The organism is Novosphingobium ginsenosidimutans, assembly GCF_007954425.1.
Taxonomy (GTDB): Bacteria; Pseudomonadota; Alphaproteobacteria; order Sphingomonadales; family Sphingomonadaceae; genus Novosphingobium; species Novosphingobium ginsenosidimutans.
Map to the genome: position 1 here is coordinate 293,041 of NZ_CP042345.1, position 14,628 is coordinate 307,668.

The following is a 14,628-nucleotide window of genomic DNA, read 5'->3' on the forward strand; positions in this document are numbered from 1 at the left end:
TCAATCCTTGTGCTGCGTCAGTGCGGAGACGACGGCCCCCAGCCCGACGGAATTCGACCCCTTGACGAGAATGGCATCGTCGGCTCGCAAACCGAGCTTGCCGAGCGCTGCCAAAGTCTCCCCAACAGACCCGCAATGGGCGAAGGCCATGGGCTTGCCAAGCGCCGTAGTGGCCGATTTCCCCAGTTCCTCGGCCAAGGGGAGCATCTCGTCGCCAACTAGGATTACCTCGTCGACTTCCGCCTCACGCAGCGGAACTGCAAGCCCGGCATGGAAGGCAGGGCCATGCTCGCCCAGTTCCTTCATCGCACCCAGCACGGCCACGCGGCGGGCAGCAGTCGTATTGCCTAGATCCGCCAGCGTCGCCTTCATCGAGGCCGGGTTGGCATTGTAACTTTCATCGATCAGCAGGGCGATGCCGCCCTCCACCGGCAGCCGGTGGCGGGCGCCGCGGCCCTTCAGGCCTTCAAGCTCGGCCAGGGCAAGGCCGGCTGCGCCAAGTTCCCCGCCCAGCTCGCGCACGGCGGCGATCACGGCGAGCGAGTTGACCACCCAGTGTTCGCCCGGCGTCGCGACGGTATAGCACAAGCGCCGGTCCCCCATGTCGGCCGTGACCAGCGAGCCACCGCCTGGTGCCGGCACGGCATCAAGCAGGCGGACATCGGCAAAATCGCTGCGTCCGAATGAGACGATCTTGACCCCCAACCGTTCGGCCGTGCGACGCAGCTGGCCGTACTGGGCCACGTCGGCCGGGATGATCGCGGTGCCGCCGGGTTCCAGCCCTTCGAAAATCTCTGCCTTGGCATCGGCAATCGCCTCGATCGAACCCAGGTTCTCGATGTGGGCCGGGGCAATCGTGGTAATCAGCGCAACGTGGGGACGGACCTGTGCGGTCAGCGCACGGATTTCACCTGCGTGGTTCATGCCCATTTCGAAGACGCCGAACTTGGTCGCAGCAGGGGTGCGCGAAAGGCTAAGCGGGACGCCAACGTGGTTGTTGTAGCTCTTGACCGAACGGTGCGCGCGCCCTCGGCTTGAGCGGTCCAGCGCCGCAAAGATGGCTTCCTTGACCCCGGTCTTGCCGACCGAGCCGGTGACCCCAAGCACACGCGCCATGGTCCGGTCGCGCGCTGCCTTCGCAAGAAGCTCAAGTGCAGTTGAGGTGTTCTCGACCAGGATGTGCGGGCCATTGATCGGCCGGTCGACCACGGCTGCGGCTGCGCCCTTGGCGAAGGCCGCATCGACAAAGCGGTGACCGTCCATTGCCTCGCCTTTAAGGGCAAAGAACAGGTCACCCTCGATCACGTCCCGGCTGTCTATCTCGACGCCCGAGACCAAGAAATCGCCACTGGCCGTGCCGCCGGTTGCCGCCGCGATCTCAGCCGCAGTCCACAGCGCCAGGCCCTGCGCGTCATCAACTTCGATCGGCCATTCGAGGATCCGGGCAACGGCATTCATGCAGCACACTCCCTGGCTACTGTAACATCATCGAAGGGCAGCACGCGCATGGATTCCCCCGCGCCGATGATCTGTCCCTGTTCATGACCCTTGCCGGCCACAAGCACGATGTCATCGCGCCCCGCCGCTGTAATTCCTGCCGCTATCGCCGCCCGGCGATCGCCCACTTCCTGAAGCTTGCCTGCCCCGCCTTCCAGGATCGCGGCACGGATCGCCGCTGGTTCCTCGCTGCGGGGATTGTCGTCGGTAACGATGCCCAGATCGGCTTGCTCGGCAGCAATCCGGCCCATTTCCGGGCGCTTGCCCTGATCGCGATCACCGCCGGCTCCGAAGACGACAATCAGCCGACCCGAACAATGCGGGCGCAGCGCGGCAATCGCCGCCTCAAGCGCATCGGGCGTGTGGGCATAGTCAACATAGACCGGCGCCCCGGCGCGGCTGATCGCGGCGCGTTCCAGCCGGCCCCGGACGGGCTGCAGGCGGGCCAGCGCATCAAACACCTGCGCCGCATCGCCGCCGGTCGTCAGCACCAGTCCGGCCGAAACAAGTGCATTGGCGGCCTGGTAAGCGCCAATCAGCGGCAGGTTGACCTTCCACGTCTGGCCTGCGTGAACCAGTTCCAGCAGCTGGCCGAGCTGCCCCGGCGTGCGGCTGACGAGCCGGATCCCCTCGCCCTTCTCGCCAACTGTGAACAGGTTCAACCCACGCTTGCTGGCATGTGCCAGCGCGCGCTCCGACCACTGGTCGTCAGCCCAGATCACCGCTGCGCCTTCATCGGCGACCACTTCGTCGAACAGCCGCATCTTGGCCGCGAAGTAGTCTTCCATGGTCTTGTGGTAATCGAGGTGATCGCGGCTGAGGTTGGTGAAGCCGCCGGCGGCGACGACCAGCCCTTCGTTGCGATACTGCGAGAGGCCGTGGCTCGACGCTTCGTAAGCGACATGCGTCACGCCTTCGCGCGCCAGCCCGCTCATGTTGGCGAGGAAGGTGACAATGTCGGGCGTAGTCAGCCCGGTCGAAATGCTCTCGTCCGCAGTGGTGACGCCCAGCGTGCCGATCGAGGCAGCACGGTGCCCGGCCATACGCCAGATCTGCCGGGTCATTTCGACCGTGGAGGTTTTGCCGTTGGTCCCGGTCACCGCAACCAGCGTGGCCGGAACTGGGGTAAAGAACTGCGCGGCCAACTGCGCGAAAACCTGACGCGGATTGTCGGCCGCAATGTGGACCGCACCTTCCACTTTGGCTTCGGGCCGGGCGACAACAGCCACGGCGCCCGCAGTGACGGCGGCTGGGATAAAGTCCTCACCGTTAACGGCAGCGCCCTGGAAGGCCCCAAACACGGTGCCGGGGGCAACCTTGCGGTTGTCGATCGCGAAGCCGGTGACCTGCGCTTCTGCTGCGTTGGCGAGGGGAATGCCGGCAAGCTCTGCCAGCCGCGCCAGCTTCATTCGCCGTCTCCATTACCGACCAGCGGTGAAAGGTCGGAAATGTCCACGTCGCGGGTCGGATCGGGCATAATGCCAAGTAGCGGGCCAATGCGCGGGACAACCCGGCCGACGATCGGCGCCGCGTTCCAGCCGGCGGTGCGCTGGCCCGAGGTGGCAGCTGTGCCCTGCGGCTCATCGAGCATGGCAATGATGACGTAACGCGGGCGGTCCATCGGGAAGGCGGCAGCGAAGGTCGAAACCAACGAGCTGCGCCGATAGCCACCGACGCCTGGCTTTTCGGCCGAGCCGGTCTTGCCACCCACGCGGTAACCGGCGGCATCGGCCTTTTTGCCGGTGCCATCGACCACGATCATCCGCAGCAGCTGCCGCATCCGCGCACTGGTCGAGGCCTTGAACACCCGGTGGCCCTGCGGCACTTCGCCGGGGGCCAGCTTCTTGAGCGTCGCGGGCCGCCAGATCCCGCCGTTGACCAGCGCTGCATAGGCCGTGGCAAGATGCAGCGGGGTGACGGCAATGCCGTGACCATAGGACACGGTCATCGTTGTGATCCGGGCCCACTCTCCTTTCGGCCACAGCGGGAAGCCACGCGCCGGCAATTCGATATAGGGGCGCTCGTTCATACCGAGTGAGCGCATCGTGGCGTTGAGGCGCGGTCCGCCCAGTTCATCGGCGATCTGCGCGGTGACGATGTTGGACGAATGGATCAGCGCCTCGGGCACGTTGAGCGAAGCGCCGAACTGGTGCGAATCCCGAATGCGGAAACCGCCGATCTCAAGCGGGCGGCCTGACTGGTAGCGGCGCGACAGGTCAGTGACGGTCCCGGCATCGATCGCGGCAGCGACGGTGATCGGCTTGAAGGTCGAGCCCAGTTCGTAAACCTGGTTGGTCACGCGGTTGAAGATGTTGCCGGCGCTGGCGTTGTCGATCAGGTTCGGGTTGAACGAGGGCAGCGAGGCGAGCGCCAGCACTTCGCCGGTCTCGACATCAAGAACTAGGCCAGCCGCACCTTTGGCATTCGTATCGGCGATGCCCTTGAGCAGTTCGTCTTCGAGCGCACCCTGGACCCGGCTATCGAGCGAGAGCATCGCCGGGGTTCCCCGGGTGGCCGGGTCGGTCAGGTACTTGTCGAAGACACCTTCCATGCCGACATGGCCGCGACCATCAGCTCCGACGAAGCCAAGCACGTGTGCAGCGAGTGAACCCTGCGGATAGAACCGCTCGGTCTCGCGCGGGAATTCCAGCGCGGGCTCACCCAGCGCGTGAATCTTGTTGGCGTCTTCCGGCAGGATCCGGCGGCGCAGATAGCCGGGGCGGCCAGAAGCCAGCCGCGCGGCCGTTTCGGCCACATCCATATCCGGGAAGATGCGGTTAAGCGCGGCGGCAACTTCGTTCACTGGGCGGACCAGCGGCGCACCATCGTCACCCAGCGCGGCCGGGTTGTACCACAGCGCATAGGCCGGAAAGGCACGGGCCAGTGGCGCGCCATTGCGATCGACGATATCGCCGCGCTGCGGGGTCATGCCGAAGCCAGCGGCATTGGCCGGGGTGCCTTCAACCAAGCCGAGATAGAGCACGCGCATCACAGCGATTAACGCCAGCGCAGCGAAACCGAGCGCCACCACGACGATCCGCGCCTTGGCCATGGTCAGCGCCTGACGGCGCGTGTTGGCGATTTCCACCCGGCCGGAGGCGACGATGCTGGAAACCGCCAGGGTGTTCATTCGGCGCGGACCCCCGCCCGGTCGAGCTTGGTCAGCCGCGCGCTGAGCTTGGCGGCGGTAGTGGCCTTTTCGGATGCGTCGCGCGTATCGGCCACTTTGACCTCAGCCGCCATGGCCTTGCCCGTCAGCGGTGAAACCATCGCTGCGATCGGGTTTTCGTCCTCGACCAGTGAACCGGCGCTGGCGACGCGGATCGGCTCGGGCGCGTTGGGGCCGCGCGCCTTGCCCAGTGCTGCCAACTGGCGCTCACCTTCCAGATACTGCCCAGCAGTGGGCGCCTGATAGCCAAACTCGATCGCGTTGAGGTTCCGCAACTGCTGCTGGTTGGCGCGGGTCAGAAACTCGGTCTCGAGGAACAGCTTTTCCTGCTTCACTGCGTTGATCTGCCGCTGGGCGAGCTGGACCTCGCTCTTCACCGCATTGACGCGGACCATCAGCACCAGAGTCAGCGCGGCACAGGTGATCAGCAAGGCCACCCAGCCAATCGAACGCATCCGGTCACGGGTCAGGTTCATGCAGCCCTCCTTTGGCGAGCGGGAGCAGCGGTGCGCACCGCCGCACGCAGCGTGGCGGAACGGGCGCGGGGATTGCGGGCGAGTTCGGTAGCGGACGGACGAACCGCCTTGGCGATATGATCGAAGGTCGGTGCGGCCGCTGGGGCGACCTGCGGCAAGTGGCGCGAGGCATTGGCCAGCGCCCCGCCCGCTTCGCGCAGAAACTGCTTCACGATCCGGTCTTCCAAGCTGTGGAAGCTGACCACGGCCAGGCGGCCACCGGGATTCAGCAGCTGCTCGGCGGCTGTGAGCGCGGCGTTGAGCTCGTCCAGCTCGGCATTTACATGGATGCGGATTGCCTGGAAGCTGCGAGTGGCCGGGTCCTTCGGCATGCCGGGATGATAGCCCAGCGCCTTGCGCACCACGGCGGCGAGCTGGCCAGTGGTTTCGAGCGGACGGGCGGCCACAATCGCCCGGGCAACGCGGCGTGACTGGCGCTCTTCGCCATAGTTGAACAGCACGTCGGCAATCTCGCCCTCGGGCGCGGTGTTGACGAAATCGGCCGCGCTGGGGCCGTCCTGGCTCATCCGCATGTCGAGCGGGCCGTCAGCAGCAAAGGCAAAGCCCCGACCAGCCTGATCGAGCTGCATCGAGGAGACGCCGATATCCATCGCGATGCCGTCGACCCGGGCAACGCCGGCTTCTGCCAGGGCGGCAACCATTTCCGAAAAACGGCGCGGGTGAAGCACCAGCCGCTGCTCGGCGCATTCAGGCCAGGCCTGTCCAGCGGCAATGGCATCGGGGTCACGGTCAAAAGCGTGGACCGTAGCCCCTGCATCAAGCAACGCGCGGGTATAGCCGCCCGCGCCAAAGGTCGCATCGACGATCACCGCACCAGGGGCGGGAGCGAGGGCGGCAACGACTTCATCAAGCAGGACGGGAATGTGCGGGACAGCTGCGGGGGCCATCACTTGCGCCCCTTCCCGTTTTGGGCCTGGGCGGCGAGTTCGGCGCAGGCCTCCTGCGCATCTTCCCAGCCGGCGCCCATCTTGGCCAGTTCAGCCGGGTTCCAGATCGTGAAGGACTTGCCACCACCCTGGAAGAAGGCGGCGCTGTCGATCCCGCCCAGCTTGAAATAGCGCTCAGGCAAGACGAAGCGGCCGGAATCGTCGAATGGCACCCGGGCAAAGCCATAGAGCTGATTGGCGCGCAGTTCGCGATCGTAATCCTGGTTGCGCTCTAGAGCGATCCGCTCTTCGCGGTCCAGCTCAGCTTCGAATTCGCTGACGCGGCCAAGCCCGAAACCGATCAGGCACTTCCAGCGCGGGTGCTTGGCCAGACACAAAACGCGCTCGCCCTGGCCGGAATCGCGGACAGCCTTACGGAAGTCTGGCGGCAGCACGAACCGGCCCTTTTCGCCCATCAGCGAAAAGCCCTGCCCGCTATAGCTGATCGGCCGAACCGCCTCCACGCCACCTGCCCCACATGCCGGAAAGTCCGGCGGTTAAATCCCCCTCCGTTCCGGTTGCCCGCCCCGGCAACCGGCACCCCAAAGGCGGGGTGCGAAGGCCAACATCACTGTCGATGAAACGATTTCTTAACACTGAATATTGGGGATGGAAGGGCTTTCTGCGGGAAATCACGGGATAATTCGGTAAATTGTTGAATTTACGTCAGTGGTTTCACTGATTGGTGCGTAAAGCACCGTTTCGTTTATGCTTTGTTCTTTCAAAAAATCAGCAGTTTACCGTGCGACTCGACACATGGTGACGAGACTTCCCGCAGTTTCCCCGAATTGATCCGGATCAGACGGTAATGAAGGCGCGGCGGAGCAGCTCGGCCAGGGCCGGAGCGCGCACGGCTTCGGTGTCATTGGCGGCCGCAACTTCGGCGTCGGCCAGGGCGACCACCTTACCCTGGCCGATCCGGCAGACCGCAAGCAATGCATCAGCCTCAAGCCGGCAGTGCGGGTTGCTAGTCCGCCAGGCTCCAGCCAGAGCGACCGGTATCGCCGGACCGTGGGCGGCGACGCTCCGCAGCATCGCCGGCTGCGTCTCGTCAAAGGTCAGCTCCAGCCCCCAACGGGTGAGGATCGGCGAGAGGAGCGCAACATCCAGAGGCCGACGCGGATCGCCAACCGCATGGACCGAATGCTCGGTAAGGATCGGATCGGCCAGCAAGAGCAGCTGCCCCCCGCCCCGCACCCAGTTATCGAGAGCAACATTTTCGGCCGGCGAAAGCGGCCGCGGCTGGGCGATGACCAGGCGCTTCAGGTCCGGCCCGAGCCGCTCCAGCGTATCGAGAGGTCTGACCGGGCCAATTGCTTCAAGCGCCGTTCTGACCCGATGCGCCGGTCGGTCGCTCTTCAGCAGGTCCCCCAGGTCGTCTCCCTCGCCCCACAGGATCGGCAGCGAACTGAACAGGCCAACCGCGCGCTCTGGCTCGGCAGGACGGGTCAGCACAGTCCAACCGAATGCGGCGGCGAGGATCAGCAGCAGCGCAGCGAAGAGCCTAGTTCTTGGGCGTGACACGGGAGCTGGCCGGGGCTTCCGGTGAAGCGGCCGGGACTACACCGATATCGGCCAGCGGATCGCCGCGCTCATCAGCCTTGGCCGACGCGGCGGCGGTCGGAGCCGGGCTTTCGGAAAGCCGGGCGCGGTCGTTGATGATGTTGGCAAGGCCGACCAGCAAGACAATCGCCGCAAGACCGAACAGCCCCGCCTGAAGCCGTTGCACCGCCTGAGCGCGCAATTCACGCGCAGTTGGGGGAACGAAATGTTGGGGAACGGGTCGGTTTGGCTGACTGGCCATAGGTCAGGTCTAGCCGATCAGCCCAGCCAGGGGAAGACCGGCAGATTCTTCGCGCGCAGCCAGTCGGCGTTGTAGAGCGTGGAGAGATAGCGGAAGCCAGTATCGCACAGGATCGTTGCGACCCGCACATCCTTGCGCCCTTCGGCGACCAGCTGCTTACCGAGCTCGACCGCCCCGGCCACGTTGATCCCCGATGAGAGGCCCAGGCACAGCCCTTCCTCGCGCAGCAGGCGCGCGACCCATTCCAGTCCGGCCTCGTCCGAGATGCGGAACTGGGTATCGATCGGGGCGCCTTCGAGGTTGGCGGTGATCCGGCCCTGTCCGATCCCTTCGGCAACGGAAGTGCCTTCGGCCTTCAATTCGCCGGTTGCGTAATAGCTATACAGCGCCGCGCCGTGCGGATCGGTCAGGGCGATGCGGATATTCTCGTCAAAGGCCTTCAGCCCAAGGCCCACCCCGGCGATTGTCCCACCGGTGCCCGCAGCGCAGGTGAAGCCATCGATCCGACCTTCCAGCTGCTGCCAGATCTCCGGCGCGGTGCTTTCGATGTGGGCCTTGCGGTTGGCGACATTGTCGAACTGGTTGGCCCAGACCGCACCCTCGGTCTCTTCGGCCAGGCGGCGCGAGGTGTGGACGAAGTGCGCCGGATCGGCAAACTTGGTCGGCGGCACCAGCACCAGTTCGGCGCCCAAGGCACGCAGGGTGTCCATCTTTTCCTTGGACTGGTTGTCCGGCATGACGATCACGGTCTTGTAACCGCGCGCATTGGCAACGAGGGCAATGCCGATCCCGGTGTTGCCGGCCGTCCCTTCGACCACGGTGCCGCCAGGCTTCAGTTCTCCGCGCGCCTCGGCATCGCGGATGATCCAGAGCGCCGCACGGTCCTTGACCGAGGCACCGGGGTTGGCAAATTCGCACTTGCCCCAGACTTCACAGCCAGCGGCTTCGCTCGGCCCCTGCAGCAGGACAAGCGGGGTGTTGCCGATCAGGTCGAGCGTGTTGTTCTGAACGAGCGCCATGGTCATCGCCCGAGAGGTAGGACTGCCGGGGGCGCGGCGCAACGCATTTGCGCTTGCCCCCTGTTAAGCTCAGTCTTCCGGCGCAATCGTGACCTTCAGGCCATCGAGCGCGTCGGTCAGCTGGATCTGGCACGACAGGCGCGAGGTTTCGCCGCGGTGGTCCGAGCTGTCGAGCAGATCGTTTTCGTCCTCGCTCATCGCCGGCAGCTTGGCCGCCCAGTCGGCATCGACGTGGATGTGGCAGGTGGCGCAGGAGCAGCAGCCGCCGCACAGCGCCAGCAGTTCGTCAAAGCCGTTGTCGCGGATCGCTTCCATCACCGACAGGCCAGCCGAAGCCTCGACCGTCTTTTCTTCACCAGCCCGATTGACCACTACCAGCTTCGGCATCGCGTCGTTTCCTCTTCTCTGCACCCTATCGGCGCTTCGCCGGGGCTGCTAACCAACGCGCTTTCCTTTGGCAAGCAGGACCATTGGTGTGGGATTGACCGCAGAGCAGCTTAAACACGGCCTCGACAGCGTGGCCGCCATCGAACCGCGTTTTGCCAGCGCGCTGACCCGCACCGGCTATCCCGAGCCGCGGATCCGCCCGCGCGGCTATGGCACGCTGATGCGCACGATCGTCGGCCAGCAGGTCAGCGTGGCGGCGGCCGCATCGATGTGGCGCAAGTTCGAAGACCACCTTGGGCCCGAACTGCCGCCTGAAAAGGTGCTCGAATCCGATTTCGATACCCTGCGCGCCTGCGGCCTGTCCAAGCAGAAGCAGGGCTACATGCGGAGCTTGTGCGAACTGGTAGTGAACGGCGAACTCGATTTCGAGGCCCTGCCCGCCGACGACGAGGAAGCCATCGCCCAGCTGACCCAGATCAAGGGCATCGGCCGCTGGTCAGCCGAGATCTACCTGCTCTTCGCTGAAGGGCGCGGGGATATCTGGCCGGCCGGCGATCTGGCGGTTCAGGCAGGCCTGCACAAACTGCTCGACCTGCCCGAACGCCCGAGCGAAAAACTGACCCGCGAGATGGCCGAAGCCTGGCGCCCGCACCGGGGAGCGACGGCGATCTTCACCTGGCATTGCTATAACAATCCAGCGCTTTAAGCTGCTGCGCAACACGCTTGATAAGGATCGCGGAACGTGTATTGTCTAAGCAATACACTAACGGGAGACCATTCATGTTCAAAGTAAAGCCGGCGCTGGCCGCCGTGCTGGCCGCTACAGCCCTGGCCGCCCCGGCCACGCTCAATGCCGATGCCGCCAACCCGCTGATCCCGCGCCAGGCGCTGTTCGGCAATCCGGTCAAGTCGGCCGGGCGGATCAGCCCGGATGGCCAGTGGCTGAGCTGGCTTGCGCCGGTGAACGGGGTGATGAACATCTGGGTCGCCCCGGCGGGCAACCTAGCCGCAGCAAAGGCGATCAGCAGCAGCAAGGACCGCCCGATCCGCCAGTACTTCTGGGCGCCCGACAGCCAGTCGGTGCTCTACATCCAGGACAAGGGCGGCGACGAGAACTTCCTGCTCTATGGCATCGACCCCAAGACCGGGACCGAACGCAACCTGACGCCGTTCGAGAAGACCCGCGTGACCCTGGTCGGCGCTTCGACGCTCCACCGCGACCGGATCTTGGTTGGCCTGAACAACCGCGATGCGCGCTACCATGACATCCACAGCCTTGATCTCAAGACCGGCAAGCTGACCGAGGTGCTGCGCAACGATGGCGGTTATGCCGATTTCACGGCTGACAACAACCTGGTGATCCGCCTGGCCAGCAAGGCCAATGCCAAGGGCGGGCTCGATTATTTCCGGGTCACCAATGGCAAAGTCGATGCCCAGCCGTTTGGCAGCACGGGGCTTGAGGATTCGCTGACTACCGCCCCAGCCGGGTTCACCACCGATGGCAAGACGCTCTACTGGCTCGACAGCCGCGGCCGCAACACCGCCGCGCTGATTGCCGAGGATGTGGCCACCGGCAAGAAACGGATCGTTGCCCAGGATGCCCGCGCCGATATCGGCGGCACGCTGAGCGATCCCGTCACCGGCGAGGTTGAGGCTTATTCGGTCGACTATCTGCAGAACGAATGGACCGCGATCGATCCCGATATCGCCAAGTCGCTGGCCTTCCTGAAATCCAAGCTGAAGGGCGAATTCTTCGTCGCCTCGCGCACCGATAAGGATGACCGCTGGATCGTTGGCAACGATCCGGTCACCGAACCGGGGCGGACCTGGCTCTACGATCGCAAGAAGGGCACCCTGACCGAGTTCTACAATCCCCGGCCCGATCTGGTCGGCGCGCCGCTTCCAGCGATGTATGCGCGCGAGATCAAGTCGCGCGACGGCCTGAACCTCGTCTCCTACCTGACCCTGCCCTATGGCAGCGATCCCGATGGCGATGGTGTGCCCGACAAGCCGGTTCCGATGGTGCTGCTGGTCCACGGCGGGCCGTGGGGCCGCGACAGCTTTGGCACCGACCGTTACCACCAGCTGCTGGCCAATCGCGGCTATGCCGTGCTGGCAGTCAACTTCCGCGCCTCGACCGGGTTCGGCAAGGACTTCATCAGCGCTGGCGACCTGCAATGGGGCCGCAAGATGCATGATGACCTGATCGACGCGGTTGACTGGGCCATCGCCAAGAACATCGCGATCCCGGACAAGGTGGCGATCATGGGCGGGTCTTATGGCGGCTATGCTACTTTGGCCGGAGTCACCTTCACCCCCACCAAGTTCGCCTGCGGCGTGGATATCGTCGGCCCGTCGAACCTGGAAACCCTGCTCAAGACGATCCCGCCCTATTGGGCTTCGATCCGTGAACAGTTTGTCCAGCGCATGGGCAATCCCGATACACCGGAAGGCGTGGCGCTGCTGCGCGAGCGTTCGCCGCTATACAAGGCCGGCGATATCGTGCGGCCGCTGCTGATCGGCCAGGGCGCCAACGATCCGCGCGTCAACCAGGCCGAGAGCGACCAGATTGTCGCGGCGATGAAGGCCCGGGGCATCCCGGTCAGCTATGTGCTGTTCCCGGATGAAGGCCACGGCTTTGCCAAGCCCGCCAACAACATCGCCTTCACCGCCGTGGCCGAGAATTTCCTTGCCACCTGTCTGGGCGGACGGGCCGAGCCGATCGGCGATACGGTCAAGAAGTCGACCGCCAAAATCGTCGAAGGTGCGGCACATGTGCAGGGGCTGAGCGAGGCGCTGGCGAAGTAGAATTGCCGCTCGACAGAACTCCCTGCGCCGCGATAGAGGGGCGCAGGGAGTTACTGACATGACTGTAAGGAAGGCCATCTTCATCACCGGTGGCGGTTCGGGCATTGGCCGGGCCGTGGCGCAGAAATTTGCCGCCAATGGCTGGTTTGTCGGTCTGGCCGACATCAGCGAAAGCGGGATGAAGGATACGGCGGCGCTGCTGCCGGCCGGATCGTCCTTCCAGCACAAGCTTGATGTGCGCGACCGTGCCGGTTGGGATGCGGCGCTGGAGGCCTTTGCCAAGGCGGCCGGCGGCAAGATCGATGTCGTCTTCAACAACGCCGGCATTCCGCTGGGCGGCGCGCTGATCGAGAACAAGCCCGAGGAAATCGAGCGCTGCCTTGATATCAACCTCAAGGGCGTGCTGTTCGGTGCCCAGGCCGCCTATCCATGGCTCAAGGCCAGCGCGCCGGGTTCGTGCTTGCTCAACACCGCCAGCGCTGCCGGGATCTATGGCACGCCGGGCGCCTCGGTCTATTCCGCCACCAAGTTCGGCGTGCGCGCGATCACCGAAAGCCTGGATGGCGAATGGGCCGAAGACGGGATCAAGGTCGCCAGCCTGATGCCGGGCTTCATCGACACGCCGCTGATCGACATGACCTCGAACCAGGGCAGCAACGAAGCCATCCGCGAACGGGTGGTTGAGGCGGGGCTGGAAATCACCCCGGTCAGCGAAGTGGCGGAAACGGCCTGGGCTGCAGTCCACGGCGACCAGCTCCACAACCGTGTCGGCAAGACCGCCCACCGCATCGCCTTCGCCGCCCGCTGGCTGCCCGGCCGCGTGCGCAAGCAGATGCGCTCCAGCGCGCGGCCGCTGGGGAAGTAGGAAGATACATCCATTTTTGTTCTATTTTTGTTCTTTCCTACAAGGCCTTAGAATGTTAGCCCCATCGCCAATGCAATTGGAGTTTGGCGATGAGTCCCCAAGGGTTGCTTCTTGCTGGCAAGAGCAGGTTTGAGATTTACCTGCGCACAGGCGTGGTGCTGACGAGCCCTGGCGCGTCTTTGGCACTGAAATACAACCCATGGCACGATATTGAGGATGGTCGGTTCACCCGTGCGGGAATGGGCCGAAAGGTACCACCCCGGTTTGGCGGATTTGCTGGCGGCGGCGGTGGCTTTGATGGAGGTGGCGCAGCGGTCTCCGGGGACTCAACCGGACTACCCCAACCCAAATCTAAGCCAAAGCCAGCCAAGCTACAAAGCCCGCCGCCGATTATCGTCAGGCAACCGGGGCCAGCGCCAAGCGAGCGTCCAAGTGCTTCCTCATCCCCAAACTCGGTCGTCAAGACAATTTGCGCAAATGGCTACGCCTTTGGGATTGATGCGCAATTTCGCACGCGGCAGATTTCAGGAACGCTTACCGCAGGGCCACGCTCAGAGCGTCTCGGTCAATGCAGGCACGTGCAGGTAGGCCCGATCGACTGCCGACTGACGATGGTGGCCATTACATCGGCACTAGATTCAACGGCCCGCGCGAAAAATTCAATCATTTCGCTCAGGATTCCAATGTCAATCGCGGGCGATATCGGGCACTTGAAGACGAATGGGCTCGTAGTCTCGCTCGGGGCAAGAAAGTGGCAGTTGATATCAGGCCGCGATTTGAAGGTCGCTCCAACCGCCCACACAAAATTGATGTTGTTTGGTACATAAACGGTGTGGAGCACTCGATAAGACTATCGAATAAGAAGGGCAAACAAGATGGGTAGCAGCGACAGTGCCGATCGGCAGTCCAACTATCGTCGTATTGTGGACATAATCGATGAATTTGTAGAATCTGATGGCAAGATATTTAGTTACTGTATGGCAGACGATGGTTTTGTCAGCATCGCCGTCTATTCAGAAGAAGGCGACCATATCTTACGGCACGACATGCTCGACAAACTATCCGACCCAGTGCTCGACGCCTGGTACGCCGAACCCAAAGGGAAGCGCTGGGAGTACTTCGAACTGATCATAAATGATGCCGACTTCACATTCGACTTTACATACCCAGGGGAGTTTGACCCCGATGAAGGCTGGTCAGACCGTGAAACCCGCCTCTTGGAGAAAAACCTCGGAAGGAAGCCCGTAGATTATGGCTCAGCTGAGGGCTGGGTTTACCCTGAATAGCTAAACTCATGCCTCATCGAAGTGGTCAGGCTGCAACGCCCGCCAGCCACTCCACCATCGCCGCATCGCGCCCCGAGATACCGCCGGCGTCATGCGTGGTCAGCGTGATCTCCACCCGGTTGTAGACGTTGAACCATTCCGGGTGGTGATCGGCCTTGTCGGCATAGAGCGCGACGCGGGTCATGAAGCCGAAGGCTTCGTTGAAATCCGTGAACTTGAACGTGCGTTCCAGCGCGAGGCCATCGGCGCGGAGCTGCCAGTCCGGGTGCCGCGTCAGCAGATCGGACAGTTCGGTATCGGTCAGGCGGGCAATCGACATGAGCGGCTCCTT

At 64.0% G+C, this 14,628-nt stretch carries 16 protein-coding genes; 5 read left to right on the plus strand and 11 right to left on the minus strand.

The window, feature by feature from the left end; translation table 11 throughout:
• The 10 genes from FRF71_RS01375 to FRF71_RS01420 all read right to left on the minus strand — a co-directional run bounded on the left by FRF71_RS01375 (position 1) and on the right by FRF71_RS01420 (position 9,338).
• Positions 1-1,458 (minus strand): UDP-N-acetylmuramoyl-tripeptide--D-alanyl-D-alanine ligase, encoded by a 1,458-nt coding sequence (locus tag FRF71_RS01375; protein WP_147088869.1) that lies wholly within the window; start codon positions 1,456-1,458, stop codon positions 1-3.
• Positions 1,455-2,906 (minus strand): UDP-N-acetylmuramoyl-L-alanyl-D-glutamate--2,6-diaminopimelate ligase, encoded by a 1,452-nt coding sequence (locus tag FRF71_RS01380; protein ID WP_147088870.1) that lies wholly within the window; start codon positions 2,904-2,906, stop codon positions 1,455-1,457. The genes FRF71_RS01375 and FRF71_RS01380 overlap by 4 nt, the downstream gene beginning before the upstream one ends.
• Positions 2,903-4,627: a peptidoglycan D,D-transpeptidase FtsI family protein gene (locus FRF71_RS01385; protein ID WP_147088871.1), complete on the minus strand. Its 1,725-nt coding sequence runs from the start codon at positions 4,625-4,627 to the stop codon at positions 2,903-2,905. The genes FRF71_RS01380 and FRF71_RS01385 overlap by 4 nt, the downstream gene beginning before the upstream one ends.
• The gene (locus tag FRF71_RS01390; protein ID WP_147088872.1) at positions 4,624-5,142 is read right to left on the minus strand and encodes a hypothetical protein; all 519 of its coding nucleotides are present in this window, start codon (positions 5,140-5,142) and stop codon (positions 4,624-4,626) included. Before FRF71_RS01390 ends, FRF71_RS01385 begins: the two co-directional genes overlap by 4 nt.
• Positions 5,139-6,089, minus strand: coding sequence for a 16S rRNA (cytosine(1402)-N(4))-methyltransferase RsmH (gene rsmH / locus FRF71_RS01395; RefSeq protein WP_147088873.1), 951 nt, complete (start codon positions 6,087-6,089; stop codon positions 5,139-5,141). The genes FRF71_RS01390 and rsmH overlap by 4 nt, the downstream gene beginning before the upstream one ends.
• Positions 6,089-6,592, minus strand: a complete 504-nt coding sequence (locus tag FRF71_RS01400; protein ID WP_238339344.1) for a division/cell wall cluster transcriptional repressor MraZ — start codon at positions 6,590-6,592, stop codon at positions 6,089-6,091. The genes rsmH and FRF71_RS01400 overlap by 1 nt, the downstream gene beginning before the upstream one ends.
• A 334-nt stretch (positions 6,593-6,926) precedes the next feature.
• Positions 6,927-7,652, minus strand: a complete 726-nt coding sequence (locus tag FRF71_RS01405) for a motility-associated ABC transporter substrate-binding family protein (protein WP_147088874.1) — start codon at positions 7,650-7,652, stop codon at positions 6,927-6,929.
• The gene (locus tag FRF71_RS01410; RefSeq protein WP_238339347.1) at positions 7,633-7,857 is read right to left on the minus strand and encodes a hypothetical protein; all 225 of its coding nucleotides are present in this window, start codon (positions 7,855-7,857) and stop codon (positions 7,633-7,635) included. Before FRF71_RS01410 ends, FRF71_RS01405 begins: the two co-directional genes overlap by 20 nt.
• A gap of 92 nt (positions 7,858-7,949) precedes the next feature.
• Positions 7,950-8,957, minus strand: coding sequence for a cysteine synthase A (locus FRF71_RS01415; protein WP_147088876.1), 1,008 nt, complete (start codon positions 8,955-8,957; stop codon positions 7,950-7,952).
• A 63-nt stretch (positions 8,958-9,020) separates the two neighbouring features.
• A complete protein-coding gene (locus FRF71_RS01420) occupies positions 9,021-9,338 on the minus strand; it encodes a 2Fe-2S iron-sulfur cluster-binding protein (protein ID WP_147088877.1) in 318 nt (105 codons plus the stop codon).
• Between the two features lie 88 nt (positions 9,339-9,426).
• Between FRF71_RS01420 and FRF71_RS01425 the strand changes: the two genes are divergently transcribed.
• From FRF71_RS01425 to FRF71_RS01445, 5 genes are all read left to right on the plus strand, one after another.
• Complete coding sequence (locus FRF71_RS01425; RefSeq protein ID WP_147088878.1) at positions 9,427-10,044, plus strand: DNA-3-methyladenine glycosylase family protein; 618 nt, start codon at positions 9,427-9,429, stop codon at positions 10,042-10,044.
• Between the two features lie 74 nt (positions 10,045-10,118).
• Positions 10,119-12,146 carry a S9 family peptidase gene (locus tag FRF71_RS01430; protein ID WP_147088879.1) on the plus strand — a complete coding sequence of 676 codons (2,028 nt, stop codon included), beginning with the start codon at positions 10,119-10,121 and terminating at the stop codon, positions 12,144-12,146.
• A gap of 58 nt (positions 12,147-12,204) precedes the next feature.
• Positions 12,205-13,011, plus strand: coding sequence for an SDR family oxidoreductase (locus FRF71_RS01435; protein ID WP_147088880.1), 807 nt, complete (start codon positions 12,205-12,207; stop codon positions 13,009-13,011).
• Positions 13,012-13,579: 568 nt separating this feature from the next.
• Positions 13,580-13,894 (plus strand): DNA/RNA non-specific endonuclease, encoded by a 315-nt coding sequence (locus tag FRF71_RS01440; protein WP_147088881.1) that lies wholly within the window; start codon positions 13,580-13,582, stop codon positions 13,892-13,894.
• Positions 13,887-14,297: a hypothetical protein gene (locus FRF71_RS01445; protein WP_147088882.1), complete on the plus strand. Its 411-nt coding sequence runs from the start codon at positions 13,887-13,889 to the stop codon at positions 14,295-14,297. Before FRF71_RS01440 ends, FRF71_RS01445 begins: the two co-directional genes overlap by 8 nt.
• A 25-nt stretch (positions 14,298-14,322) precedes the next feature.
• On the opposite strand, the gene FRF71_RS01450 is transcribed toward FRF71_RS01445, so the two are convergent.
• On the minus strand, positions 14,323-14,616 hold the full coding sequence (locus FRF71_RS01450) for a 4a-hydroxytetrahydrobiopterin dehydratase (RefSeq protein WP_147088883.1): 294 nt from the start codon (positions 14,614-14,616) through the stop codon (positions 14,323-14,325).
• Positions 14,617-14,628: the final 12 nt, after the last annotated feature.